This window comes from Brevundimonas sp. FV1ps31S (assembly GCF_058681265.1).
The window spans coordinates 2187543-2211826 of record NZ_CM178735.1; the positions used below are offsets into that span (position 1 = coordinate 2187543).

Here is a 24284-nt window from a genome sequence, read left to right on the forward strand (position 1 = left end):
TTGGTGATCGTGTCTGGAGCGCCAGGCGCCGGTAAAACGACCCTTGCGGTCCCGCTTGCGGCTTATCTCCACTATCCGCTGTTCTCCAAGGATTTTATCAAGGAGACCTTGGTGGATGTTCTGGGCGACGACGCCGGATCGTTGGACGCTTCCAGGCGATTGGGCGGCGCGGCCATGGAGCTTTTATGGTCGCTGGCGACGAGGACGCCGTTCGCAGTTTTGGAGGCGAATTTCCGTCCTCATAGCGACTATGAATTGGGGAAACTTCGGTCCCTTAAAGCCGACATTGTGGAAATCCATTGTGATTGCGGGCCGGCTGAAACGGCCAGGAGGTTTGCTGCACGGGCTGCGACTTCCACCCATCACGCTGGCGCTCACCCCCTACGCGCTCTGCCGCCGGCTATGTTGGCCGAATATGACCGGCCCATGGGTGTGGGGGCCACCATAGCCGTGGACACGACCAGACCGATCGATATTCCCGCCCTCGCTTTGGACGTATGCGACCGCTGGGCTTTGTAACGACCGCTTTCCATCTGTGGACGCCCCCTTCAGCGCAAGAGTGAATCCGAGAGTTTCTGACACGTAGTCGGATGCTGCCATCTGTCCGGCCTGTACTGCGGCGGCGTACCGTCGCTGGCCTGTATGGGAGTTCGCGGATCCGGTCCAAATCACCCTGAGCGTGCTCGAAGCACGGTGGAAAGCCCTGGTTTTCCTGATCCCGTCTCGCCGACTGTTGCGCCATACGCTCCTTCGCTCATCCTACGCCTCGACGTCTCGCGTTCGTACTGGCTAGGCCAGCGCGCCCGGAGCCCGGTAGACATCGCCCTTGGCCAACAGCGCCCAGACGATGCGGGCGTTCTTGTTGGCCAAGGCGACGATGACCAGCATCTTCGGCTTTCGCGCCAGCATCTGGTCGAGCCACGACCCTGCTGGTGCGCTTCGGATGGCGGCCTGTTTGATGACGGCGCTGGCCCCGATGGTCAGAAGCCGTCGAAGCGTTCGCTCGCCCATCTTGGTGATCGAACCCAGCTTCTGCTGACCGCCGGTGGATCGCTGTCGTGGCGTGAGGCCCAGCCAGGCGGCGAAGTGACGTCCGCTCTTGAAGGCTTCGTGAGAGGGCGCGAGCGCGATCAGGGCCGTCGCCGTGATCGGTCCGATGCCTGGGATGGTCATCAGTCGACGCGCGACGGGATCATGCCGGGCGCGAGAAGCGATCTCTGCGTCGAGCACAGCGATCTGCTGGTCGAGCGTTCGCAAGCTCGAAACCAGGACCAGAAGAATGGTTCGGGCTGCGGGTGGAAGCCCCTCGGCCGGGTCCTCGACGCGCGCGATCAGCCGATCGACGTGCGGCACGCCCTTGGGAACGATCCAGCCGTACTCGGCGAGATGGCCGCGCAGGGCGTTGATGGTCTGGGTACGCTGACGCACCAGCAGGTCCCGGGCTCGGAAGACCACGCTGCTGGCCTGCTGCTCCTCCTGCTTCAGCGGCACGAACCTCATGCTGGGTCGCTGCGCCGCCTCGCAGATCGCCTCTGCGTCGGCCATGTCGTTCTTCTGACGCTTCACGAACGGCTTCACATAGATCGGTGGGATCAGCCGGACCGTGTGGCCCTGTCGGGTCAGCTCGCGACCCCAGTGATGGGCTCCAGCGCAGGCCTCCATCGCCACCACACAAGGTGGAAGGCCTGCGAAGAACGCCAGCAAACGCCCTCGCCCCAACTTCTTGCGAAACACCACATCGCCCGAAGCATCCGCGCCATGCGCTTGAAAGATGCTCTTGGCGAGATCCAGACCAACAGTGCTAACCTGTCCCATGGACGCCTCCTTCGAGTGTTGTTCAACACCCTCACTCTGGCACATCGATGCCGTCGGGGGGCGTCCACCCCATCACCCTAAGCGGAAGCTTAGCGCTTCCGCTTAGGGAGTTCACAGCCGCTCACCCCGGACAGCGCGTCTCCGTCTGGCTGGCGTCCAGCCGGATTTCCGACACTGACACCGTCATCTTGCCCGACGTCGCCATGTGGAACGGCACCTCGACCTTCGACAGATCCCCGCCGTCGGTGCGGAAACAGGTCAGGGGGATACGGGCCTCGCGCCACTGGCCCACCGGGGCCGAGCGCAGCAGGCCGGTCAGGTCGATGGCTCCGCCGCCCAGCTTGAAGGCCACAGGCGCGCTTGGCGCGGCGTCCACGCGGTAGCGGAAGCCCAGGGCCACGGCCCCATTGGCCTGACGCGTCAGATCGACGGGCGTGCCCCAGATTTCGACGCTGGCGGCGCCGGTTCCGGCGAAGACGAACTGCTGGCCGCTTTCCTGGGCCAGGTCGTCAACCGGGCGCGAGGCGACGCCGGCGCGCGGGCTGGAGGCCGTCTTGGCCGTGCCGGGCCGGGTCTGTCCCCCGGCGTCGTTCAGCAGCAGGCTCCACGGCGATACGAACCGGCCGTCGACGAAATAACGGTCCAGATTGGTCGCCTGGGCCGAGACCCCGCTCTCCTCCGACAGCATCCCCACCGTCGCCGGCGCGGCGTAGCTGAGGCCATAGCCATAGGCGAACTGCGGGTCATAGCCGGGCTGGCCGTGGTTCAGCGGCGTCCCCGTCGCATCCTTGGGCCAGCTGAAGGACAGCTTGCCGTGGAAGTCGTTGCGCGGCTTGCCGTCGGCGCCGCCCACCAGAATGTCGGCGACCCCGCCGCCCTCGGTGCCCGGCAGCCAGGCGGCCACGAAGGCGTCCGACGCGTTGATCTCGGGGTTGGTCCACATCGGCCGCCCCGACAGGAAGACCGACACGGTCGGAATCCCCGCCGCCTTCAGCCGCTTCAGCGTCTCCAGCGGCGCGCTGGGCACATAGTCCAGATTGTCCACGTCGCCCTGGAACTCGGCATAGGGGGTCTCGCCGAAGACGACGATCGCCACATCCGGCTTGGTGGTGAAGCTCCCGTCCGCGCTCAGGGTTGCGGTCCCGCCGCCGGCCTTGACGGCCTCCTCGATCCCGCCCCAGATGGACTGCCCCTGGGGGAAGTCGGCGTTGGAATTGCCCGTGCCCTGCCAGCTCAGGGTCCAGCCGCCCGAGGCCTGGCCGATGTCGTCGGCCGCCGTCCCCGCCACCAGAACCCGCGCATTGGCCCGAACCGGCAGGACGCCGTCGTTCTTCAATAGCACCAGCGACTTGCGCACCGCCTCGCGCGCCAGGGCCCGGTGCGCGGGCGAGGCCAGTTCCTCGAACCGGCCCTCCATCGGCCGCGTCGGCTCGAACAGGCCGGTCTTGACCTTGGCGATCAGGATGCGGCGCACCGCCTCATCTACCCGCGTCATCGGGATCTCGCCCGACTTGGCCTGGGCCAGGGTCGAGGCGTACAGCGGCTTCCAGCTGTCGGGCGCCATCAGCATGTCGATGCCCGCGTTCACCGCCAGGGCGCAGCTCTCATTGGTGCAGCCCGGCAGTTGCCCATGGGCGTTCCAGTCGGACACCACGAACCCCTTGAACCCCAGCGGCCCGCGCAGCACGTCGGTCAGCAGGGTCGGATTGCCCGAGTGCTTATAGCCGTTCCAGCCCGAGAAACTGGCCATGATCGACAGCACGCCCGCGTCGATGGCCTGGACATAGCCGCCCAGGTGGACGTCGATCAGCTCCTGCTCGGTGCCCCGGAAATCCCCCTGGTCCTCGCCCTCGAAGGTGCCGCCGTCGGCCAGGAAGTGTTTCGCCGATCCGGCGATATGGCCGGGCGCCAGCGGCCGCCCCGGCTGCAGTTCGCCCTGAAGCCCCAGGGTCATCGGCCCGGCGTAGGACCGCTGGACCTCCGGATCCTCGGCATAGCCCTCATAGGCCCGGCCCCACCGGTCGTCGCGCGGCACGGCCAGGGTCGGGCCGAAGGTCCACTCCGCCCCCGTCACCGCCACCTCCAGCGCCGTCGCGGCCCCGATGCGCCGGATCAGATCCGGATCGCGCGCCGCGCCCAGGCCGATGTTGTGCGGGAAGATGGTCGCGCCGGGGACGTTGTTGTGTCCGTGCACCGCATCGATGCCGTAGATCAGCGGGATGGTCGTGCCGCCGCGCGCTTCGTTGGCGGCGCGGAAGGCGCGGGCCAGGTCCAGCCATTTCTGCGCCGTCGCCTTGTCGTCGCCCCAAGGCCCCGAACTGCCGCCGGCCAGAATCGAGCCCAGCGGATAGGTCTTCAGATCGTCCGGGGTGATCGATGAGATGTCGGCCTGAATCAGCTGCCCGACCTTCTCCTCCAGCGTCATCTTGGCCATCAGTTCGGTGACAAAGGCCTCAGTGCGCGCGTCCGAGATCGCCGACGGCGTCGCCGCCTGGGGCCATAGCGCGGGATTGGCCCGCGCCGCCTCGGGAACCGCGGCCGTCTGCGCCAGGGCGGGGGCGCCGCCGCTCATGGCCAGGGCCAGCACCATCAGGGACACAGTCGCGCGCATGGGATTTCCTCGCAGGATGAACCAGGAGGCGTGCGTCTGACGGATCGGAAGTCAAGCGGACAGGCGTGGCGGAATGGCGACATTCCGACCCCTCACCCTGTGCGCCTCTCCCGAGCGATCGATACGCCGCCCTTCGCCGCGGATTAAGGAACGGGACGCGACAGACCGTCAAGCCATTTTTGAGAACGTTCTCAGGTTCGCCCCCATGCAAGTTGCCGCAGGACGACCGCCAACCCCTGTCACCGCGCGGACTTCGCCAGCACGCGCCCGTCGCCGTAGGCCCCGCCCAGCCGCCCCGTCCGCGCCCAATCCAGCACGGCCTGATAATAGCCGGACGCATAGCCGATCGCGGTGCGCTTGCCGTCCGCCGCCGTCTCGAACCGGACGATGCCGTGGTCGGTGTCGGGGTATTCCAGCAGGGTGACCGGTCGCCCCTGGGCCGCCAGGTCGATCAGCCGCTGGCGTGTGGCCTCTGGCGGCGCGCCGGTGTCGTCCTCCGCCTGGATCCACAGCATGGGCGCGTCCAGCCGGCTCAGCACCGGCAGCGGGTCGTAGTCCCACGAGGTGCCGACATCGAGCACCGGCGCCATGGCGACGATCTGGTCGTTCGGCGTATTCAGCAACAGGCCGGTGAACTCGCCTCTGATATCGGCGAACCAGGGCTGGGCGCGATACCTGGCCCGAACGGCCTCGATACCGTCGAAACCGACCGCCCCGCGCGAGGCGATGAAGGCCCCGGTCACATCGGTGATCTCGCGCGCCTGATCCAGCACATCGGCGCCCCAGCCCTTGGCCTTCAGGTCCTGCATCACCTGGTCGCTGTCCTCGGCCAGCGCCCCATAGGCCAGGCCGAAGCCCACAGTGACGAAGTCCACCGGCGTCAGGCTGGCGGCCAGTGGCGCGACCCAGCCGCCCTGGCTTGCGCCGTGCAGGCCGACCCGGCCCGCCCGATCTCCGGCCAGCCGACGGGCTTCGATCACAGCAGCGGCGGCGTCCTCGGCCAGGACATGGAAGTCCTGGGTGTAGCGCCCCTCCGAGCCGCCCGAACCCCGCTTGGCGTAGACAAAGACGCCCACGCCCTCGGCCGGGGCGAACCGCTGGAAGGCGTTGAAGTCCAGCGCATTGGCGCCTTCCGATCCGTGAACCTCGACCATGATGGGGACCGGCCCGTCGCCCGGCGGCAGGATCAGCCGCCCCACTAGGCGCGTCCCGCCTTGCCCGACAAAGGTCGTCTCCCGCACGTCCTGATCTAGACGGCGCCCGGTCTGTCCCCCGAAGACGATCCGCCCCTCTTCGCAGGGTCCGAGCTGCGGTTGCGGACCTTCGACGCGGGTGGTGGATCCCAGGGTGCTGACCCAACGACCCTGGGCGTCCAGCATCATCCTGGCCGTGGCCCCGTCCAGCCGACGCCACCGCAGCCCCTTGTCCGCCAGCGGTGCGACATCCACCCAACTGCCGTCGTCCAGCCGATAGACGCCGACATGACAGACCACGGCCGGATCGGGCCGCGCATCGACGTCTGCCCCCGGCGCCTGGGCCAGAGCGGGAATGGCGACGGCGACGGCGACGGCGGAAACGATGAGGGTCAGGGCGGCGGCGAGCCAGGATTGCGACATGGGTGTTCCGATCAGGGTTGGGTTCTCGCCCAACGCCATTGCCGCGCCGCCGCCGGCTCGCTAGGCCCGACTTCGCGAACGGCGCCGTGGGTGCGCGAACGGGACAGCATGGGCCACAGGGCGAAGACCATCATCGGAGCGAAGTCCGCGCGACGCTGGGCCGTCGACGCCGTCATGCTCGCCGCCATGGGGCTGTTGCTGGGTTTCCTCGGCCCCTTCGACTCGGACGATACGCCCCTCGCGCCCCGCTACGCCTATTGGCTGACCTGTATGCTGGGCGGCGGGCTGATCGCGGTCGCGGTGGACGAGAGCCTGGGCCGGCGCCTGCCCGTCCTGTGGAGACGGGTTGTCGTCACCTCGGCGCTCGCCACCCCGCTGGTGACCCTGTTCGTCGTCGTGACCCAGCACCTGATGTTCGCAGAGCAGCGCTGGTCGATCTATCTGCCGCTGCTCTGGCAGGTCTGGCCCATCATGCTGGCGGCCATGGCGGTCCGCGCCCTGGTCTGGCGCAAGCTTCCCGCGCGGGTCGAGACCCGCACCCTCGTCCTCCCGCCCCTGCCCGAGACCGAGGCCGCGTTCCGGCGCAGACTATCCGCCAGACGCCGCGGCGCACGGCTGATCGCCATCGAGGCGCACGACCATTATCTGCGGGTCCATACCGACGCAGGCGCGGAGTTGATCACCCTGCGGTTCGCCGACGCCCTGGACGAACTGGCGCGGGCGCACGGATGGCGGGTCCATCGCTCGTGGTGGGTGGCGGCCGAGGCTGTGGAAGAGGTGCGCTGGCGGCGTGGGACGGGCGAAATACGCCTCGTCGGCGGCCTGACGGCGCCGGTCAGCCGGACCCATGGCCCCGTGCTGAAAGCGGCAGGCTGGCTCTAGAGGCCCCGCCCGCGGTCGTGCGTGATCGCCCGGTCTGCGCCGGACGATCACGAAGGGGACGACAGCCTATTCCGGCAGGTCTTCGGCCAGGATCGCCATCTCGAACATGAACGAGCCTTCCTCGTCCTCGTCCTCGAAGACGATGCCGATGAACTCGTCGCCGACATAGACCTCGGCCGAGTCGTTCTGCTTGGGACGGGCCTTCACGATGATGCCGCCGGTGTTGAAGGTGCGCTTGAGGTGGGCCTCGATGCGCTTCAGGTCGGTGTCTTTCACGGGGGGCCTCATGGTCTTAGGTTGGCGGCGGACCCTAGAGAAGTCGGGCGTTGAGGGAAACCCGTCAGATCACGAAGTCGTACACCACGTCCGCCAGCGTATGGTCCATGGTCCGCGCCGGCTCGGCGCCAGTGGGGCAGTTGACCAGCCGCGCCGGCACCCCGGCCACGGTGCAGCCCGAGGGCACGGCCTTCAGCACCACCGAGCCCGAGGCCACCTTGGCGTAGTCGCCGACGTGGATATTGCCCAGCACCTTGGCCCCGGCGCCCAGCAAGACGCCCTTGCCGATCTTGGGATGGCGGTCGCCGCGTTCGGCGCCCGTGCCGCCCAGGGTGACGTTGTGCAGCATCGACACGTCGTCGCCGACCACCGCCGTCTCGCCGATGACGATGCCGGTGCCATGGTCCAGGAACAGCCCCTGGCCCAGCCGCGCCGCCGGATGGATGTCCAGCTGGAACAGTTCGGAAATCCGGCTCTGGAAGTGGAAGGCCAGGGTCTCGCGCCCCTGCCCCCACAGCCAGTGGGCCACGCGCCAGGCCTGCAGCGCCTGGAAGCCTTTGAAATACAGGAAGGGTTGCAACAGGTTGCGGATCGCCGGGTCGCGCTCGGCCACGGCCTGCAGATCGGCCTCTGCCGCCGCGACCATGGCCGGATCGGCGATGAAGGCGGACAGGCAGACCTCGCGCACCGACATGGCGCTCATCTCCCCGTCGGCCAGTTTGCGCGCGATCTGGAAGCTGAGGGCGCCGGCCAAATCGTCATGCGACAGGATCACCGCATTCATCTGCGACCCCAGCTGGGGCTCTTCCTGCGACGCGGCCTCGGCCGAGGCGCGCAGCTGGCGCCAGACGCTGTCGGTTTCCGCAACGATTTCAAGCTTGGCCATGATCGGCTCCTTCGGCGACATCATACCCGCCCCAGCATGGCCCGCGCCAGCGCCGGAGGCAGTTCTCCGTTCAACGCCATATGATAGGCCTTGTAGGCCGTCGCCACCGTCATCGCATCCTTCACCGTCCCGCAGCCAATCTCGTCCAGCAGATCGAGGAACGGAACCCGCACCACGGCGATGATCTCCGTCGGGTCCGGCGCGGTTGGCGCAGCGCTCAGCCCCCAGGCGATCCAGGTCTTGCCGATCTCGTCGGTGATGGAGTTTGACATCTCGACCGACAGTGCCGGCGCCCAGTGCGCGGCCTCCAGCCCCGCCTCCTCCGCCAGTTCGCGGCGGACCCCGTCGAACGGGTCCTCGTCCAGCGGCGCCCCGCCCTCGGGCATTTCCCAGGAATAGTTGGCCAGAGCGAACCTCTGCTGCCCCACCAGCACAACCGTGCCGTCTTCATACACCGGCAGAACGCCGGTCCCGACATTTTTTAACCGCACGACGGCGTAGTCGGCCGCATGCCCCGTCGGCGCCGTCGCCGGATGTCGGGTCACGGCCATCCACGGATTATCGAACACCGTCTCGGTCCCGTCGCTGCGCCAGGCCGGCGGTTTCGCCAGACCTGCGGCCCATTTTGGTTCGTCGGAATTGCGCATGACACACCTATGGCGAAGGCCGGGACGAAAGCCTAGCTACAGGCCATGACCGACCTGCCTCATTTCGCGCTGAACCAAGCCGTCCCACTGCCCGTCCCGTCCCCGGCGGTTCTGTACGCGCTGGCCACCCGGCGCTCGGCCCCCGCCCAGGCTCTGGTCGCCCCCGGTCCGTCTGACAGCCAGCTGGACGCCATTCTGCAACTCGGCGCCCGCACCCCGGACCACGGCAAGCTCTTTCCCTGGCGTTTCGTCGTCCTGGGCCCGCGCAGCCGCGCCGAGATCGCCGAGAAGCTCGCCGTCCTGGCCGAGCTCCGCGACAAGCCGGCCAAGGACCAGGCGGTCCTGGCCAAGCTGACCGCCGCCCCCGTCACCATCCTGGTCGTCTCGGCCCCCATCCCCGACGCCAAGCCGATCTGGGAACAGCAGCTGTCGGCCGGCGCCGTCTGCATGAACCTGGAACACGCGGCCGGCGCCTTCGGCTTCTCCTCCAGCTGGATCACAGACTGGTACAGCTACGATCCGCAGGCCGTCGCCCTGTTCGGGCTGACCGAGGGCGAAACCGTCGCCGGCTTCATTCACATCGGAACCCTGACCGAGCCCGCCCTGGAACGCCCCCGCCCGAACATGGCCGCCAAGGTCACGCGCCTGCCCTAAGCGGAGCATTGGCCTCTGTTAATCTTTTCTCCCTAACATCAGCGCCTTAACCAGAGACGTTACGGCCGATGTCCTGTGCGGGTTGCAAAGACGGAACGGGTTTCGACCTGCCGATCACCATGGCGTTCCAGCCGATCGTCGATGTCTCGACCCAGACCGTCTTCGCCTACGAGGCCCTTGTGCGCGGACAGGACGGCGCCGGCGCGGGGCAGGTTCTGGCGCAGATCTCGGCCGACAACCGCTACGCCTTCGACCAGTTGTGCCGCACCACCGCCATCGAACTGGCGGCCGGCCTCGACATGGCGGCCGAGGGCGCCAACCTGTCGATCAACTTCCTGCCCAATGCGGTCTATGAGCCGCGCGCCTGTATCCGCGCCACTCTGGCGGCGGCGATGCGCACCGGCTTTCCCGTGAACCGGATCATCTTCGAGTTCACCGAGAGTGAGGCGATGGACGCCGACCACATCCTGAACATCCTGCGGTCCTATCGCGCCATGGGGTTCAAGACGGCCATCGACGACTTCGGCGCCGGCTATGCAGGCCTGGGCCTGCTGGCCCTGTTCCAGCCCGACATCGTCAAGCTGGACATGGCCCTGATCCGCGACATCGACGCCGACCCGGTCAAGCGCACCATCGTGCGCAACACCCTGAACATGCTGCGCGACCTGGGCGTCGAGCCGGTGTGCGAGGGGGTCGAGACCCTGGCCGAACACGACGTCCTGCGCGATCTGGGCGTCGATCTGATGCAGGGCTATCTTCTGGCCAAGCCGGCGCTTGAGGCCCTGGCGCCGGTCGCCTGGCCCCGCGCCGCATCACTGGCCCACATCGCCTGACGGTTCCTGCTCCGGCCGGTGCACGATCGACACCAGCACCACGGAAATGATCATCAGCAGGAACCAGGCGCCCAGCTTGCCCAGGGACACCGGCTCCCAGCCGCCGTCCTGCCCCGGATAGGTCCAGGCTCGCGCGAAGGTGCCCAGGTTCTCGGCGAACCAGATGAACAGGGCCACCAGCCCATAGCCCAGCAGCAGCGGCATCGACCGCCTGCGCCGATCCGCCGTGAAATAGAACCAGCCCCGCCCGAACAGCACCGCCGTCGCCGCGAACAAAACGATCCGCACGTCCGGCAGCCAGTGATGGGCGAAGAAGTTGACGTATATGGTCGCCGCCAGCGCCCAGGTCGTCCACAGCGGCGGATAGGCCCGCACCCGGATATGGAAGATCCGCTGCACCCGCGCGATATAGCTGCCGACCGCTGCATACATGAAGCCCGAGAACAGCGGCACCGCGCCGATGCGCAACAGACTGTCCTCGGGATAGACCCACGACCCGTGCGCCGTCTTGAACAGCTCCATGATCGTCCCCGCCACATGGAACAGGAAGATCACCCGCGCCTCCTCCCAGCTCTCCAGCTTGAACGCCAGCATGGCCGCCTGGATCACCACCGCCCCGACCGCCAGAAAATCATATCGCGAGATCGACGCCGTCTCGGGCCACCACAGGAAGGTGCCGACGATCAGCACCAACATCAGCCCCCCGAACAGACACGCCCACCCCTGTTTCAGCCCGAACCAGAGGAATTCGTAGGCGTAGCGATGCGGACGAGACCGGTCGGCCCAAGTCTCCGCGCGTGTGAGGAGGCGGCGGCCCCAGGCTTCGAGCGGAAGGCGATGACTCATTCCTTCTCCCCTTGCGGGAGAAGGACGCAAGTTCGCAGATCGAGGAACAACCGCCTATCGCCGTCTGGCCATCGTCGGAAGCGAAGCCTCAACAGTCGCTATCAGTTCGGACGCCTCCTCGTATCCCTCCCACGCCGACTCTAGCGAGGCGGCGCAGTAATCCTCGGACATCGGTGGTGCGCTGTCCCCATATTTGGCGCGGCCAAAGGCGCCGAACAGAACCTGATCAAACAGGGGCAACTTCTTTTGATCGGCTTTAAACCGCGCGTACCCCGCCTCGAGCCGTCCCCTTTCGCCTGCACTCAGGAACGTCGCACACAGACCCTGGACATAACCCAAATGATCGACCGGCCTTATCGCCCTATCCATCTCTGGGGGCGCCCGGACGGCTCCTTCTCGCCTTGGTCCCGTCTCGCCTGAGACTCTGAAGCGAACATTGAAGCTGATCTCATCTTCAACGGGCAAACCGGCTGCGGTCGCAGGCTGAAAACGGAAATCCGTACTCGCCGCTAGAGTGGCCTGGCCCAGCCCGAGATCCTCGGGCGTTTCCGAGACGACGCTGCAATCGCGCGCACGGCCTTCCGTCGTGACCAAACAGGTCAGTCTAACAACCCCTTCGCCTTCCAGATCCATGAAATCCGCTGGCGGCTGGATGAAGGGCGATGCCTCAAGAACAGGCGGCGTCCGCTCCGCGACATCCGGGGGCGTATTCTGACCGGCGTCCTGGCCTGTAAGAATGGCGAAAATGAACAGCAGCATTGCACCCCTCTGTACCCCTCAATGAGCCACCTTCGCTCGCAGAGGGAGAAGGACGCAAGGCCTCACCCCCGCCCGCGATAAGTCGGCACGCCCTGATCCGGCAGCCACAGCCCCTCGGGCGCCACGCCCGTCTGCCAGAAGACGTCGATCGGAATCCCGCCGCGCGGATACCAATACCCCCCGATCCTCAGCCATTTCGGCGCCAGCAGGTCCGCCAGCCGCCGGCCGATGGCGACGGTGCAGTCCTCGTGGAAGGCGCCGTGGTTGCGGAAACTGGTCAGGTACAGTTTCAGGCTCTTGGACTCGACCAGCCAGTCGCCCGGCGCATAGTCGATGACGATATGGGCGAAGTCCGGCTGGCCCGTCACCGGGCACAGGCTGGTGAACTCGGGCGCCGTGAACCGGGCCAGATACAGCGTATCCCCATGCGGGTTCGGCACCCGCTCCAGCACGGCCGTCTCGGGGCTGGTCGGGGCGGCGGTCTGGGCGCCGAGCTGGCTGAGGTTGTCGGTGTAGTGGGTCATGGGGCGCATTTAGGCGCTCGCGGCGCGTATGAAAATCCTCCCCGCACACAGCTTCCCCTCCCATGGAAGAAGGGAAGACGTCGGGCCGCCACCCCAATTTCACTCTTTTGCAGACTGCACCCTCCCGATTGCCTTCCCCCGCGACACCCCGCTAAGCGTAGCGAAACAAAACCCAGGAGACGCCCGTGGCCATTCCCGCTTCGCTCGCAAAAGGCCTGACCCTGCCGATCATCTCGGCCCCCATGTTCCTGGTCTCGGGCCCGGATCTGGTGGTCGAGGCCTGCAACGCCGGGGTCATCGGCACCTTCCCGTCGCTGAACCAGCGCACGACCGAGGGCTATCGCGACTGGATTCACGAGATCAAGGGTCGGCTGAAGCCCGAGGCGGCCGCCTTCGGCGTCAATCACATCGTCCACCCGACCAATCCCCGGCTGATGGCCGACATGATGGTGTCGGTCGATGAGAAGGTGCCGCTGATCATCACCTCGCTGGGGGCGGTGCGCGACGTCGTGGACGCGGTCCACGGCTACGGCGGTCAGGTCTTCCACGACATCGCCAACATCCGCCACGCCCGAAAGGCGGCCGAGGCGGGCGTCGACGGCCTGATCCTGGTCGCCAACGGCGCCGGCGGCCATGCGGGGATCATCAACCCCTTCGCCCTGGTCAACGAGGTCCGCAGCTTCTTCGACGGGACCATCATCCTGTCCGGCGCCCTCTCCACCGGTCAGGACGTGGCGGCGGCCCTGATGCTGGGCGCCGACTTCGCCTATATGGGCACCCGTTTCATCAACACGACCGAGGCCATGGCGGTCGAGGCCTATAAGCAGATGATCATCGACAGCGGCTCGACCGACATCGTCCACACCCCCGCCGTATCCGGCATCCCGGCCAACTTCATGATCAAGTCCCTGGTCGAGAACGGGATCGACCCCAAACACCTGCCCGAGCACAAGCTGGACATGGGCGACGAGGCCAAGGCCTGGAAGACCGTCTGGTCCGCCGGCCAGGGCGCGGGCGCCATCCACGACGTCTTGCCGACCGCCGAACTGGTCGCCCGCCTGCGACAAGAGTTCGCTCAGGCCACGGAACAGTTTTCAGCCAAGACCGCGACCCTGTAAGGCTCCTTCGCGCATTCCGCGCGTTGGAGCCCGCATGATCCGTATCCCGTCGCTCGTCGCCTCCGTCCTGCTGGCTCCCATTCTGGTCCTGACTGCGGTCATCCCCGCCCAGGCCCAGACGTCTCCCGGCGGCGGCGTCTGGGGCTTTGAGGTCGAAGCGGGGACGGACAACCGCTCCAAGGCCGCCTCCAAGTCCGGCAATGACGCCTATGTCTCCGCCTATGCCGCCTGGGAGAGCGCCGACGGCCTGATCTATGTCTCCCCCGGCTTCCAGACCATCCAGGCGGGCGGCTCGAACATCGAGACGGACTGGATCGTCGGCTACCGGCCTGAGGCTTTCGGTTACGCCTTGGATCTCAACGTCGCCTACAAGCGCCGCCTCGATGTCGAGGCCGGCTATGACGCCGACGGCGTGGAGCTGAGCGCGGAGGTCAGCCGCGCCGTCGGTCCCGCCCAGGCCGCCCTGCTGGTCCAGTACGCCCCCGACGCCCCCGGTTCGACCCGGTCCTATGTCTGGGTCGAGGCCGAGTTGGGCTGGGCCTTCACGCCCCGCCTCGACGGCTCGGCCGCCCTCGGGCGACGCGAACAGAACGGCGGCCCCGACTACACTGGCTGGAACGCGGGCGTGACCTACGCCCTGACCGACGCCCTCGACCTCGACCTGCGCTACTACGACACCGACGCCGCCCCGCTTGACGAGCAGTACGAGGACGCCCTGGTGGCCAAGCTCGCCTACGCCTTCTGACCCCCCGCCCTTGCGCCGGGGTGGCGGGAGGCCCATATGGGGACGGTCGATCTCTCTGCGTAACGCCGCTGCTCCCTTTGCATCACGCACCGAGGTCCAAAAGCCGATCCCATTCAGACCCGACAGGCCGACCAGGGATCCCTCCCTGCGGTCAACGCCAGACGGAGGTCTCCAAATGGCTACCGGCACTGTTAAATGGTACAACCCCACCAAAGGCTACGGCTTCATCGCTCCCGATGATGGCGGCAAGGACGTCTTCGTCCACGCCTCGGCCGTCGAAACCTCGAGCCTCGGCTCGCTGAACGAAGGCCAAAAGATCGGCTACGAAATCGAGCGCGACCAGCGCTCCGGCAAGGAATCCGCCGGTCGCCTTACGGCGGCTGAGTAGGACACGCGTCTCAACACCATCGCCTTCGACGGCGAGGTGACGAAGCTACTGCCGCTGGGCAGCCGCAAGGTTCGCCTGGACAACGGCCACGTCGTGACGGTTCTGCCCACGCTCGGTTCGCCTCAGGGCGTCTCCGGGCTGGGTGATCCGGTCGTGGTCGAGATCGCCTTCAATCAGCTGAAGGGCTGGCGCCTCGCGCGCCGGCCCTGAAGCCTTTCTGCACGGATGACGACATGACCCCGCTCGCCGACATGATCCCGACGATGACCGACGCCGACCTGAACACCCTGCGCGCCAACGCCGCCCGCTTGGTCGAACACGGCGCCTCCACCCAGGTCATGGCCGCCAGCGACATCCTGCCGGTCATCGACGACGAACTCGCCCGCCGCGCCGCCCTGCCCAAGGCCGCCAAGGCCCCGGTCAAGCGCGCCGCCCCCAAGAAGAAGCTGCCCCCCGTCACCGGCCACCAGACGGCTCTGCCCTCCAGCTGAGGCTGACGACGACACCAGGCTGGCTGGGCGTGCCAAGGTTGCTAAAAGGCGTCCATGACGCCTGACGCCCTCCAGTCCTATCTCCAAGATCACATCCCGCTCTCCCGCGCGATGCAGGTCAGTGTCGAGGCCATCACACCGGACACCCTGACGCTTCAGGCGCCTCTCGCGCCCAATATCAATCACCGCGACACAGTGTTTGGTGGAAGCGCCTCAGCCTTGGCCATTCTCTCCGCCTGGTCGCTGGTGCACACCCGGCTGACAGCCGAAGGGCTGAAGGCTCGACTGGTGATCCAGTCCAACACCGTCCACTATGACCGAGCCATCGCGGGGACGTTCCAGTCCACCGCCACATTGGCCGATCCCGCCGGCTGGCCGCGCTTCGTCGCCCAGTTCAATCGGCGCGGGAAGGCGCGTGTCACAGTCGTGGCGATCTTGACCGAGGATGGTCAGGCCGCAGGCCGCTTCGAAGGCAGCTTCGTCGCCCTGAGCATGAGCGACGCCCAGGATCAGCCCAGGGCCTGACCCAGATCAGCGATCAGGTCCTCGACGTTCTCGACCCCGACCGATAGCCGGATCAGGCTGTCGGTGATGCCGCCCGCCTCGCGGACCTCCTTGGGCACGCTGGCGTGGGTCATGATGGCCGGGTGGTTCACCAGGCTTTCGACCCCGCCCAACGACTCCGCCAGGGTGAAGACCTCGACCCGCTCCAGCACCCGTTTGGTGCGCTCCAGGTCGCCGTCCAGAATCACCGTCACCATGCCGCCGTAGCCGCCGTGCATCTGCCGCGCGGCCAGTGCGTGCTGCGGATGGGCGATCAGGCCGGGATAGATGACCTTGGCCACCCCCTTGCGGGTCTCCAGCCAGCGGGCGACGGTCAGAGCGTTCTCGCAGTGCGCCTTCATCCGCAGCGCCAGGGTCTTCAGTCCCCGGTTGGCCAGGAAGGCGTCGAACGGCCCCATGATCCCGCCGACCGAGTTCTGCAGGAACTTGATCCGCGTCGCCAGGTCGGGATCGGCCGTCACCAGCACCCCGCCGATGATGTCCGAATGGCCGTTCAGGTATTTGGTCGCCGAGTGCATCACCACATCCGCCCCCAGGCTCAGCGGCTGCTGGCAGAAGGGCGTGGCGAAGGTGTTGTCGACGATCAGCAGCAGGCCGTGCGCCTTGGCCACCTTCGACAGGGCCGCGATGTCGGCCAGCTTCATCAAGGGATTGGTCGGGGTCTCGACCCACAGCATCTTCGTCTTGGGCGTGATCGCCGCCTCGACCGCGGCGATGTCGCTCAGGTCCACATAGGCGAAGTCCAGCCCCATGGTCCGCCGCCGCACCCGCTCGAACAGCCGCCACGATCCGCCGTACAGGTCGTCGCCCGTGACGATATGATCGCCCGCATCCAGCAGTTCCAGCGCCGTCGAGGTCGCCGCCATGCCCGAGCCGAAGCCGAACCCATGCGTGCCGCCCTCCAGGTCGGCGATACAGGCCTCGAACGCCTCGCGCGTCGGGTTCTTGCCCCGCGCGTATTCGTACCCCTTGTTCACCCCCGGGCTTTCCTGGGCATAGGTCGAGGTGGCGTAGATCGGCGTCATCACTGCGCCCGTGGTCGGGTCGGGGTGCTGTCCCGCATGGATTGCGCGGGTCGAGAAACCCTGGCTGTTCTTGGTGTCGGCCATGGGATTACCGGTTCAGGCTGAGGTGGTTGATCAGGTCGGTGCGGGTAATCAGGCCGACGAATTTTTCGCCGTCCAGCACGATGGCCACCCGGTCGCGATCAAAGACGGGGATCAACGCGTCCAGCGGCTCCTTGACCTGAAGCGTATCCAGATCGCGCGTCATGGCCGAGGCCACCGGCTTGGCGAACCGCTCCTTGCGGGTGATCTCGTCGGTGTTCATCACATGGATCAGATCGCTCTCATCCAGGATGCCGACCAGACGGCCGTCCTCGATGATCGGCAGCTGGGACACGTCGGCGCCCTTCATCCGCTTGAAGGCGGTGTCCAGGGTGTCGCCCGGCCCGGCCACGACCACGTCGCCCTTCTCGTATTTACGGTTGATCAGGTCCGACAGATCGCCGTGCAACTCACGCTCGCCCAGGCCCTGATCCGCCAACCAGGCGTCGTTATAGACCTTGGACAGGTACTTGGCCCCGGTGTCGCAGACGAAAGTGACGCAGGTCTTGGCCTCGGTCTGTTCGCGGCACCAACGCAGGGCCGAGGCGATCAGCGTGCCCGACGACGACCCCGCCAGGATGCCTTCCTTCAGCAACAGTTCGCGCGCCGTGGCGATCGCCTCCGCATCCGGGATCGAATAGGCCTTGTCGATCAGGCTCATGTCCGCCGTATCGGGCACGAAGTTCTGGCCAATGCCCTCGACGGTGTAGCTGCCGTCAGGCCCCGGAACACCGTCGTTGACGATGCCGGCCAGGGTCGATCCGACCGGATCGGCCAGGACGATTTGGGCCTTGGAGCCGACGCTCTTGAGGTAGCGCGCCACGCCGGTGATCGTCCCGCCCGAGCCGATGCCGGCGACAAAGGCGTCGATGTCGCCCCCTGTCTGCTCCCAGATCTCCGGCCCCGTCGTCTTCACATGGGCGTCGGCGTTCGAATGGTTGGCGAACTGGTTGACGTAATAGGCGCCGGGAATGGCCTGCGACAGACGCTCGGCCATGTCGGTGTAATATTCGGGATGCCCGTGCGGCACGTCCGAACGGGTCAGGCGCACATCGGCGCCCATGGCCCGGAGATGCTGGATCTTTTCCTTCGACATCTTGTCCGGGATGACCAGCAGCACCTTATAGCCCCGCGCCCGGCCCACCAGGGTCAGGGCCAGGCCCGTATTGCCCGCCGTCGCCTCGACGATGGTGCCGCCTTCCTTCAGCCAGCCCTCTTTTTCAGCCGCGTCCAGCATTTCGACGGCGATCCGATCCTTGATCGAGCCGCCGGGGTTCTGGGACTCCAATTTCAACAGCAACCGGCACTTGCCGGTGTCGATCTTCGTCACCTCCACCATCGGCGTCTTGCCGATCAGATCCAGCGGCGACGTGACGAGCGCGCTCAGGGCGGGGGCGGAAAGGGTCATGGACGACTCCGTTGGAGGATCTGGCGGAAGCTGAAGCCCCGCCTTCACTCGGTCAACTCATGCAAGATTTGACCGCAGTGAACAGTTCCCGATCCCTCTAAAGGGCATGACTGGCGGGGTCACGGCAAAATGGCTATATTTATGGCCATATTCGGAGAGAGATAATGGCGGCCTATAGCGTAGCCGAAGCCAAGAACAGCCTGCCGCGCCTGCTCGATAGGGCCATCGAGGGCGAGAAGGTGATCATCACCCGTCACGGTAAGCCCGTCGCCGAAATCCGCTCTCTGCCGAGCCTGACGCCGGAACAGCGTAAGGCCAGGCTTCTGGAGATCGCCAACCGTCGCCTATCCCAGCCCCCGCTGGGCATGACCACGGTCGAATTGATCAACGGGATGTATGACGAGCCCGTCGAATGATCGACTATTTCGACGCCAGCGCCCTGGCGGCGATCCTGTTCAGCGAACCGGCCGGCCAATCGGTCGTCGATCACACCACAACCACGGAAGCCGATCTGCTAGTAAGCGACTTCGTCGTGGCAGAGGTCTCTTCAGCCATCTCTCGCCTGGTCCGAATGCGGGCGCGCACAGTTGATCAGGGCGATCATCTCCTGGGCAATCTCGACGACTGGGTCATCGCCTCTGGCGACCTCATCGACATCCATCCGACCGACGTGCGCGAGGCGACTGCTCTCGTGCGCCAGTTCGACCTGAAACTCCGCGCGCCCGACGCGCTCCACATCGCGATCTGCCGGCGCATCGACGCCAGGTTGATCACGCTCGACGATAATCTGGCCGCCGCTGCCCAAGCCGTCGGCCTGCCCTGTATGAATCCTGCCGAGAGTTCGGCAGTCTGAAAGACGAAATGACCAAACCCACCCAACGTCCGCCCGCCGGCCTCCCCGACAAAGACACCCTCCTCGCCTTCCTGCGCGAGGCCGGATCGGCGGAGAAGACAGATATCGCGCGCCACTTCGGGCTGAAGGGCGGCGACCGCCGGGCTCTGCGCGAAATGATCCGCGAACTGGAAGAAGAAGGAAAACTGGGCAAGCGCGGCCGCAAGGGCTTTTCCGAAGCCGGCGCCCTGCCCCCTGTCGGCGTCGCCGATGTGATCGAACGCGACGGGGACGGTGAACTGTATGTCCGCCTGGTCGAGGCCAGCGCCGACGCGCCCCGCGCCATACTGATGCCCGACAAGGGCAAGCCCGGTCCCGCCCCCGGCCTGGGCGACCGCCTGCTGGTCAAGTTCCAGCGCGGCGGCGACGGCTGGGAAGCCCGACTGATCAAGAAGCTGGACGTCGGCACGAACCGCGTCCTGGGCGTCATCCGCAAGTCGGCGCGCGAGACTCGCGTCGAGCCGGTCGACCGCCGCTCCAAGGACGTGCTGCTGGTGCCCCAGGCCCAGTCCGGCGATCTGCGCGACGGCGACCTGGTCCTGGCCGCCATCGAAAAGGGCGAGCAGCGCTATGGACCCAAGCGCGGCAAGATCCTGGAACATATCGGCAAGGAGGACGATCCCCGCGCCGCCTCCTTGATCGCCATATACGCCCACGGCGTCCCGACCGGCTTCTCCGAGGCGGTCGAGCGCGAGGCCGAGGATCAGGCCCTGCCGACGCTGAAGGGGCGCGAGGACCTGCGCGAGGTCCCCTTCATCACCATCGACCCCGCCGATGCGCGCGACCATGACGACGCCGTCTATGCGGCGCGCGACGACGATCCCAAGAACCCGAACGGCTGGATCGTCTGGGTCGCCATCGCCGATGTCGCCGCCTATGTCCGCCCCGGAACCCATCTGGACCGCGAGGCGCGCGACAAGGGCAACTCGACCTATTTCCCCGACCGCGTCGAACCGATGCTGCCCGAGGTTCTGTCGAACGGCCTGTGCAGCCTGAAGGAAGGCGAGAACCGCGCCTGCCTGGCCGTGCGGATGGTGTTCGACAAGGACGGCCGAAAGACCGGCCACAAGTTCGTGCGCGGCCTGATGCGGTCGCACGCCAAGCTCAGCTACGAACAGGCTCAGGCGGCCATCGACGGGCAAACTGACGACGCCACCGGCCCAATCATGGAGGCCATCCTCTATCCGCTGTGGAACGCCTATCACGCCATGCTGAAGGGCCGGCTGAAGCGCAGCCCGCTGCAGATCGAATCCGCCGAGCGCCGCATCCGAATGGCGCCAGACGGCGGCATCGCCTCGATCGAGAAGCGCGCCTCGCTGGAGGCGCACCGGCTGATCGAAGAGATGATGATCCAGGCCAATGTCTGCGCCGCCGAGACCCTGGAGCAGAAGAAGACGCCGCTGATCTACCGCGTCCATGACGCGCCCAGTCAGGAGAAGATCTTCAACCTGGCCGACTTCCTCTCGACCATCGGCAAGCCGTGGAACAAGGGCGAGCCGGGCACGACCAAGCGGTTCAACAAGCTGTTGGACGAGACGCGCGACGGCGAATACGCCGATGTGGTCAATGAGGTGGTCCTGCGCACCCAGATGCAGGCCATCTATTCGCCGGACAATGTGGGCCACTTCGGCTTGAACCTGGATCGCTACGCCCACTTCACCTCGCCGATCCGGCGCTATTCCGACCTGATCGTCCACCGCGGCCTGATCCGGGCGCTGGGCTTCGGCAAGGACGGGCTGACGGATCGCGAGATCGCGGAACTGCCCGCCATTGCCGAGGGCGTGACCATGACCGAGCGCCGGTCGATGGCCGCCGAGCGCGACGCCATGGACCGCTATATCGCCGCCTTCCTGGAGGACCGGGTCGGGGCCACCTTCACCGGGCGGATCACCGGCGTCACCCGCTTCGGCCTGTTCATCCGGCTGGACGAGACGGGCGCCGACGGCCTGGTCCCGGTCTCGACCCTGGGCAGCGAATATTTCGCCCACGACGACCGCGCCCACGCCCTGGTCGGCGAACGCACCGGCAAGCGGTTCACCCTGGGCCGCAAGGTCGAGGTCAAGCTGATGGAGGCCACCCCCGTCACCGGCGGCCTGGTGTTCGAAATGCTCAGCGAGCCGGAGCCCCGCGATCCAAACGCTCCGGCGCCGCGCTACGGCATACGCGGACGCGGCGGCGACGGCCCGCCCATGCGCGGAAAGGGCCGGCCGGGCGGTCCCAAGCCTCGCAACGGCTCCAAGCCGGCGGGCGGACTGAAGGGCGTGCGCAAGGGCAAAAGGAAGTAGAAGCACCGCCACCAATTTATTTGGTGAGGCCCGCAGCTAGGCTGTTGGTCATAGTGGACACTCAAGGAGCTATGGATGACCGCTGGCGACACTTCGGTTCTGGACCGCCTGAACAAAGCAGAGCGCGATGTTCTGAGGCTTTTGGCTCGAGGACATACCGCCAAGTCAATCGCGTCGCTCCGGGGCGGCACGACCGCAGCAGTGAACGAACGTTTGCGCTCGGCGCGGCGCAAGACCGGCGTCGGCAGCAGCCGCGAACTAGCGCGCCTCATCATTGCCCAGGAAAATTGTGACGATTTAATCGACCTAGCGACCCCTTCAGCCTTTCCGTCATCCTTCATTCGTCCAGACGCGGCGCCCTACCGGCGGGCGTCATTCTTAAGACGATGGAGACTGCCCATGACGGCCGCCGCAATGCTTACCGCTGCATTCCTTTTGGCTCAACATACCTCCGTACCTTCCGCGTCCGCAATCACAGAGCATGATGACGGCGTGGTGGCAGATATCATCTCGCAGGAGAATCGTGAGCCCGACTTGGCCACTCTACATGCAGAAGCCGCAAGCGCCGCTGACCCGCAATGGTCTCCCGCAGCGGAGGCGCGGCTTTCGCAGCGATATCAGGAAATCCTGCGCGAGACCGATGACATCAGTTCTTTCGGCGTGATTTGCAGCGCGACACTGTGCGAAGCGGCCGGCACGACGCGGCCTGCCGTCTCAGGCAGTGATATCATCGACCTAATGTCTCGGCTTCAGGACTTGGCCACCATTCCAAAAGGACTTGAAGGCCTCCGCAATGAGATGTGGCGTTATGGGTCGAACCCAGCCAAGCCTGGGACCTTCGTGTTCGTGGCCTATTGGCGACGCGCGTGAACCAACAAAGCCGTCGCGTTCGTGATATGCTGGGTATGTGCCATCTTCTTCCCCCTTCGATGCCGCTCAGGATCTGGCTGACGCCCCGCGTGTCGGTGGCCCCCAACGGCCGAAGGACGCCGCAACCCTGATCCTGACTCGGGGCGTATCGCGGCCGGAGGTGCTGATGGGGCGGCGGGCGCCGGGGCATGTGTTCATGGCGTCGAAATGGGTGTTTCCGGGCGGGCGGATCGACCGCAGCGACTTCACTGCAGCCTCGACGGGCGACCTCCCCTCCGATGTCGCGCGGCGGCTGGAAGGCGAACTGCCGGCCCGCCGTGCGCGCGCCCTGGCGCTGACGGCGGTGCGCGAGACCTTCGAGGAGACCGGGCTGATCCTGGGGCGGCCCGCCCCGTCGGCTAGCGTCGCCGGACCGTGGCGCGAATACCGACAGGCGGGCGCCCTGCCCGACCTGTCGGTCCTGTCCTACATCGCGCGGGCCGTCACTCCGCCCGGCCGCACCCGGCGGTTCGACGCCCGCTTCTTCATGGCGTCGGCCGAGGCCCTGCTGACGCCCGAGCCGACCGCAGGGTCCGGCGAACTGGACGAGATCGCCTGGCTCCCCCTGGAGGACGCTCGCGCCCTGGACCTGCCCGCCATCACCCGCTTCGTGCTGGGCGAACTGGCCGAGCGCCTGGCCCAGGACCGCGCCAATCCCGACCGCCCCCTGCCCTTCGTGCGCATGGTCCGCGGCCGCCACGTCGTCGATCACAGGGACTGACCATGCCCAGCGCCATCACCCTGCGCCTGACCACAGCAGACCCGGTCCCAGGCGTCGCCTACAGCCTGCAGGACAAGGCCAACATGCCGGTCGATCCTCGCATCGCCGACGAGGGTCCGATCAGTTTCGACGTCCCCATCACCCTGTCCGACGACGGGCGGCTGACCGGTCCCTTCGTGCGACGCGAAGGGCCGTCACGACGCTTCGTCTATATCGCCATCGGCACATCGGCGGGGCAGCACAGCGAATGGAGCCGTCGCGCCAAGATCGACGTCCACGACATCCCCGCCGACCTGCTGGCCCTGGCGCGCGAGGGGCGTGTACTGAAAGCCATTCTGCCCGGCCGCGCCCGCGACGGCGGCCCCGCCTGCGCCACCGTGCGGCCGCTCCAGCCCTGGCGCGCCGTCTGACCTATTCGGCGACCGGCTTCGTCAGGTCGAACTCGACGCGGAAATGCCGGTTCGGCCGCCGCAGCTCATAGGCGAACATCCGACCCGGACGGACCTCCATCGCCCAGACATTGGTGGTCGAGACCGCCGCGTCGTTGGCGTTGAACAGGGCGATCGATTCCGCGTCGACCGGGAATTCCTGCCGCTCGGCCGTGCCTGCGCTCGTCGTATCACCGCCGTACCAGTGCAGCACGTCGGTCGTGCCGTCCTCATGCCGGTGATCATGCTTCAGCCGCAGGCCGGCGTCCGTCTTGGTCACAACCCAGGTGCGCGTCCGGTCCTCGCCTACCGCAAAGGGAATCCGCACCTCGTCCGGCGAACAGTCGCGGACGTGCATGATCAGCCGTTCGCTGGCGAACCGGGCGTCGGCGGCGTCGGTCGTGACGACCCGGCCTTCGAATCGCTGACCGCAGAGGGCGTTCAGCCGCGCCAGGAACGCGTCCTGGGCCGGAGCCGGCGCCGCAGCCGCGAGGCCAGCGGACGACAGGGAAACCAGGGCCGCTGCGGCCAGCAAGGATGCGATTTTCATAGGCCCAGACTATATATGAGCCGCGCCGCATCAAGGCGACATCGCGCCCGTTGACTTTGGGGCGATCCTGAGTATGTTCCGCGCCTCTTATTTTAAGCGGCTTTCGCCGTCGCAGAGGTAATTCCGATGGCCAAACCGGCTTCCATCAAGATCCGCCTGAACTCCACGGCCGACACCGGCTTCTTCTACGTCACCAAGAAGAACGCCCGCACCATGACCGAAAAAATGGTCGTCAAGAAGTACGACCCGGTCGTGCGCAAGCACGTCGATTTCAAGGAAGGCAAGATCAAGTAATCCCTTGATCTGCTGAGATAATGCGAAACGCCCGGC

29 protein-coding genes are annotated in these 24284 nt (G+C 66.7%); 17 read left to right on the forward strand and 12 right to left on the reverse strand.

The genetic code is table 11. The features are described from left to right. Nucleotides 1-3 precede the first annotated feature (3 nt). On the forward strand, nucleotides 4-519 hold the full coding sequence (locus ACVPT3_RS10280; protein WP_492043807.1) for a P-loop nucleotide/nucleoside kinase family protein: 516 nt from the start codon (nucleotides 4-6) through the stop codon (nucleotides 517-519). Between the two features lie 270 nt (nucleotides 520-789). On the opposite strand, the gene ACVPT3_RS10285 is transcribed toward ACVPT3_RS10280, so the two are convergent. From ACVPT3_RS10285 to ACVPT3_RS10295, 3 genes are all read right to left on the reverse strand, one after another. Continuing rightward, on the reverse strand, nucleotides 790-1815 hold the full coding sequence (locus ACVPT3_RS10285) for an IS110 family RNA-guided transposase (protein ID WP_492040808.1): 1026 nt from the start codon (nucleotides 1813-1815) through the stop codon (nucleotides 790-792). 121 nt (nucleotides 1816-1936) lie between these two features. Beyond that, the gene (locus tag ACVPT3_RS10290; RefSeq protein WP_492040809.1) at nucleotides 1937-4426 is read right to left on the reverse strand and encodes a glycoside hydrolase family 3 protein; all 2490 of its coding nucleotides are present in this window, start codon (nucleotides 4424-4426) and stop codon (nucleotides 1937-1939) included. Nucleotides 4427-4665: 239 nt separating this feature from the next. After that, the gene (locus tag ACVPT3_RS10295; RefSeq protein WP_492040810.1) at nucleotides 4666-6042 is read right to left on the reverse strand and encodes an alpha/beta hydrolase family protein; all 1377 of its coding nucleotides are present in this window, start codon (nucleotides 6040-6042) and stop codon (nucleotides 4666-4668) included. A gap of 90 nt (nucleotides 6043-6132) precedes the next feature. Between ACVPT3_RS10295 and ACVPT3_RS10300 the strand changes: the two genes are divergently transcribed. Next, complete coding sequence (locus ACVPT3_RS10300) at nucleotides 6133-6924, forward strand: LytTR family DNA-binding domain-containing protein (RefSeq protein WP_492040811.1); 792 nt, start codon at nucleotides 6133-6135, stop codon at nucleotides 6922-6924. A 66-nt stretch (nucleotides 6925-6990) separates the two neighbouring features. On the opposite strand, the gene ACVPT3_RS10305 is transcribed toward ACVPT3_RS10300, so the two are convergent. The 3 genes from ACVPT3_RS10305 to ACVPT3_RS10315 form a co-directional block, all read right to left on the reverse strand. Then, a complete protein-coding gene (locus ACVPT3_RS10305; RefSeq protein WP_008261149.1) occupies nucleotides 6991-7200 on the reverse strand; it encodes a DUF3126 family protein in 210 nt (69 codons plus the stop codon). Nucleotides 7201-7264: 64 nt separating this feature from the next. Next, nucleotides 7265-8086 carry a serine O-acetyltransferase gene (gene cysE, locus ACVPT3_RS10310; RefSeq protein WP_492040812.1) on the reverse strand — a complete coding sequence of 274 codons (822 nt, stop codon included), beginning with the start codon at nucleotides 8084-8086 and terminating at the stop codon, nucleotides 7265-7267. A 20-nt stretch (nucleotides 8087-8106) separates the two neighbouring features. Further along, complete coding sequence (locus ACVPT3_RS10315; RefSeq protein ID WP_492040813.1) at nucleotides 8107-8733, reverse strand: NUDIX domain-containing protein; 627 nt, start codon at nucleotides 8731-8733, stop codon at nucleotides 8107-8109. A 45-nt stretch (nucleotides 8734-8778) separates the two neighbouring features. Here ACVPT3_RS10315 and ACVPT3_RS10320 point away from each other — a divergent pair, with 45 nt between their 5' ends. Both ACVPT3_RS10320 and ACVPT3_RS10325 read left to right on the forward strand, forming a co-directional pair. Beyond that, on the forward strand, nucleotides 8779-9387 hold the full coding sequence (locus ACVPT3_RS10320; protein WP_492040814.1) for a nitroreductase family protein: 609 nt from the start codon (nucleotides 8779-8781) through the stop codon (nucleotides 9385-9387). A gap of 68 nt (nucleotides 9388-9455) precedes the next feature. After that, a complete protein-coding gene (locus ACVPT3_RS10325; RefSeq protein WP_492040815.1) occupies nucleotides 9456-10220 on the forward strand; it encodes an EAL domain-containing protein in 765 nt (254 codons plus the stop codon). Here the strand turns inward: ACVPT3_RS10325 and ACVPT3_RS10330 are convergent. The 3 genes from ACVPT3_RS10330 to queF form a co-directional block, all read right to left on the reverse strand. Next, nucleotides 10200-11066 (reverse strand): DUF817 domain-containing protein, encoded by an 867-nt coding sequence (locus ACVPT3_RS10330; RefSeq protein WP_492040816.1) that lies wholly within the window; start codon nucleotides 11064-11066, stop codon nucleotides 10200-10202. The genes ACVPT3_RS10325 and ACVPT3_RS10330 overlap by 21 nt on opposite strands. A 54-nt stretch (nucleotides 11067-11120) precedes the next feature. Beyond that, nucleotides 11121-11825 carry a TonB family protein gene (locus ACVPT3_RS10335; protein WP_492040817.1) on the reverse strand — a complete coding sequence of 235 codons (705 nt, stop codon included), beginning with the start codon at nucleotides 11823-11825 and terminating at the stop codon, nucleotides 11121-11123. A gap of 62 nt (nucleotides 11826-11887) precedes the next feature. Then, nucleotides 11888-12349, reverse strand: coding sequence for a preQ(1) synthase (queF, locus tag ACVPT3_RS10340; protein ID WP_492040818.1), 462 nt, complete (start codon nucleotides 12347-12349; stop codon nucleotides 11888-11890). Nucleotides 12350-12534: 185 nt separating this feature from the next. On the opposite strand from queF, the gene ACVPT3_RS10345 reads away from it, so the two are divergent. The 6 genes from ACVPT3_RS10345 to ACVPT3_RS10370 all read left to right on the forward strand — a co-directional run bounded on the left by ACVPT3_RS10345 (nucleotide 12535) and on the right by ACVPT3_RS10370 (nucleotide 15616). After that, nucleotides 12535-13467 (forward strand): NAD(P)H-dependent flavin oxidoreductase, encoded by a 933-nt coding sequence (locus ACVPT3_RS10345; RefSeq protein WP_492040819.1) that lies wholly within the window; start codon nucleotides 12535-12537, stop codon nucleotides 13465-13467. Between the two features lie 34 nt (nucleotides 13468-13501). After that, complete coding sequence (locus ACVPT3_RS10350; protein WP_492040820.1) at nucleotides 13502-14212, forward strand: TorF family putative porin; 711 nt, start codon at nucleotides 13502-13504, stop codon at nucleotides 14210-14212. Nucleotides 14213-14387: 175 nt separating this feature from the next. After that, a complete protein-coding gene (locus ACVPT3_RS10355) occupies nucleotides 14388-14600 on the forward strand; it encodes a cold-shock protein (protein WP_267513731.1) in 213 nt (70 codons plus the stop codon). A gap of 36 nt (nucleotides 14601-14636) precedes the next feature. Continuing rightward, nucleotides 14637-14810, forward strand: coding sequence for a hypothetical protein (locus ACVPT3_RS10360; RefSeq protein ID WP_492040821.1), 174 nt, complete (start codon nucleotides 14637-14639; stop codon nucleotides 14808-14810). A 23-nt stretch (nucleotides 14811-14833) separates the two neighbouring features. Next, the gene (locus ACVPT3_RS10365) at nucleotides 14834-15091 is read left to right on the forward strand and encodes a hypothetical protein (protein ID WP_492040822.1); all 258 of its coding nucleotides are present in this window, start codon (nucleotides 14834-14836) and stop codon (nucleotides 15089-15091) included. Between the two features lie 54 nt (nucleotides 15092-15145). Continuing rightward, a complete protein-coding gene (locus ACVPT3_RS10370; protein ID WP_492040823.1) occupies nucleotides 15146-15616 on the forward strand; it encodes a thioesterase domain-containing protein in 471 nt (156 codons plus the stop codon). On the opposite strand, the gene ACVPT3_RS10375 is transcribed toward ACVPT3_RS10370, so the two are convergent. After that, entirely contained in the window at nucleotides 15601-16764 is a 1164-nt protein-coding gene (locus ACVPT3_RS10375; protein WP_492040824.1) for a cystathionine gamma-synthase, read from the reverse strand. The genes ACVPT3_RS10370 and ACVPT3_RS10375 overlap by 16 nt on opposite strands. Before the next feature lie 4 nt (nucleotides 16765-16768). Beyond that, nucleotides 16769-18169, reverse strand: coding sequence for a pyridoxal-phosphate dependent enzyme (locus ACVPT3_RS10380; RefSeq protein WP_492040825.1), 1401 nt, complete (start codon nucleotides 18167-18169; stop codon nucleotides 16769-16771). A gap of 164 nt (nucleotides 18170-18333) precedes the next feature. Here ACVPT3_RS10380 and ACVPT3_RS10385 point away from each other — a divergent pair, with 164 nt between their 5' ends. From ACVPT3_RS10385 to ACVPT3_RS10410, 6 genes are all read left to right on the forward strand, one after another. Then, nucleotides 18334-18585: a type II toxin-antitoxin system Phd/YefM family antitoxin gene (locus tag ACVPT3_RS10385; RefSeq protein WP_492040826.1), complete on the forward strand. Its 252-nt coding sequence runs from the start codon at nucleotides 18334-18336 to the stop codon at nucleotides 18583-18585. Then, complete coding sequence (locus tag ACVPT3_RS10390) at nucleotides 18582-19022, forward strand: type II toxin-antitoxin system VapC family toxin (RefSeq protein WP_492040827.1); 441 nt, start codon at nucleotides 18582-18584, stop codon at nucleotides 19020-19022. The genes ACVPT3_RS10385 and ACVPT3_RS10390 overlap by 4 nt, the downstream gene beginning before the upstream one ends. An 8-nt stretch (nucleotides 19023-19030) precedes the next feature. Beyond that, nucleotides 19031-21346 (forward strand): ribonuclease R, encoded by a 2316-nt coding sequence (rnr, locus tag ACVPT3_RS10395; protein WP_492040828.1) that lies wholly within the window; start codon nucleotides 19031-19033, stop codon nucleotides 21344-21346. Nucleotides 21347-21421: 75 nt separating this feature from the next. Further along, on the forward strand, nucleotides 21422-22216 hold the full coding sequence (locus ACVPT3_RS10400; RefSeq protein WP_492040829.1) for a helix-turn-helix domain-containing protein: 795 nt from the start codon (nucleotides 21422-21424) through the stop codon (nucleotides 22214-22216). Between the two features lie 37 nt (nucleotides 22217-22253). Next, complete coding sequence (locus ACVPT3_RS10405; protein ID WP_492040830.1) at nucleotides 22254-22976, forward strand: NUDIX hydrolase; 723 nt, start codon at nucleotides 22254-22256, stop codon at nucleotides 22974-22976. Nucleotides 22977-22978: 2 nt separating this feature from the next. Then, a complete protein-coding gene (locus tag ACVPT3_RS10410; RefSeq protein ID WP_492040831.1) occupies nucleotides 22979-23386 on the forward strand; it encodes a DUF5990 family protein in 408 nt (135 codons plus the stop codon). A 1-nt stretch (nucleotide 23387) separates the two neighbouring features. Here ACVPT3_RS10410 and ACVPT3_RS10415 read toward each other — a convergent pair whose 3' ends face one another. Beyond that, entirely contained in the window at nucleotides 23388-23954 is a 567-nt protein-coding gene (locus ACVPT3_RS10415; protein WP_492040832.1) for a hypothetical protein, read from the reverse strand. Nucleotides 23955-24080: 126 nt separating this feature from the next. Between ACVPT3_RS10415 and rpmG the strand changes: the two genes are divergently transcribed. Beyond that, the gene (gene rpmG / locus ACVPT3_RS10420) at nucleotides 24081-24248 is read left to right on the forward strand and encodes a 50S ribosomal protein L33 (protein WP_008262536.1); all 168 of its coding nucleotides are present in this window, start codon (nucleotides 24081-24083) and stop codon (nucleotides 24246-24248) included. The last annotated feature ends 36 nt before the right edge of the window (nucleotides 24249-24284 follow it).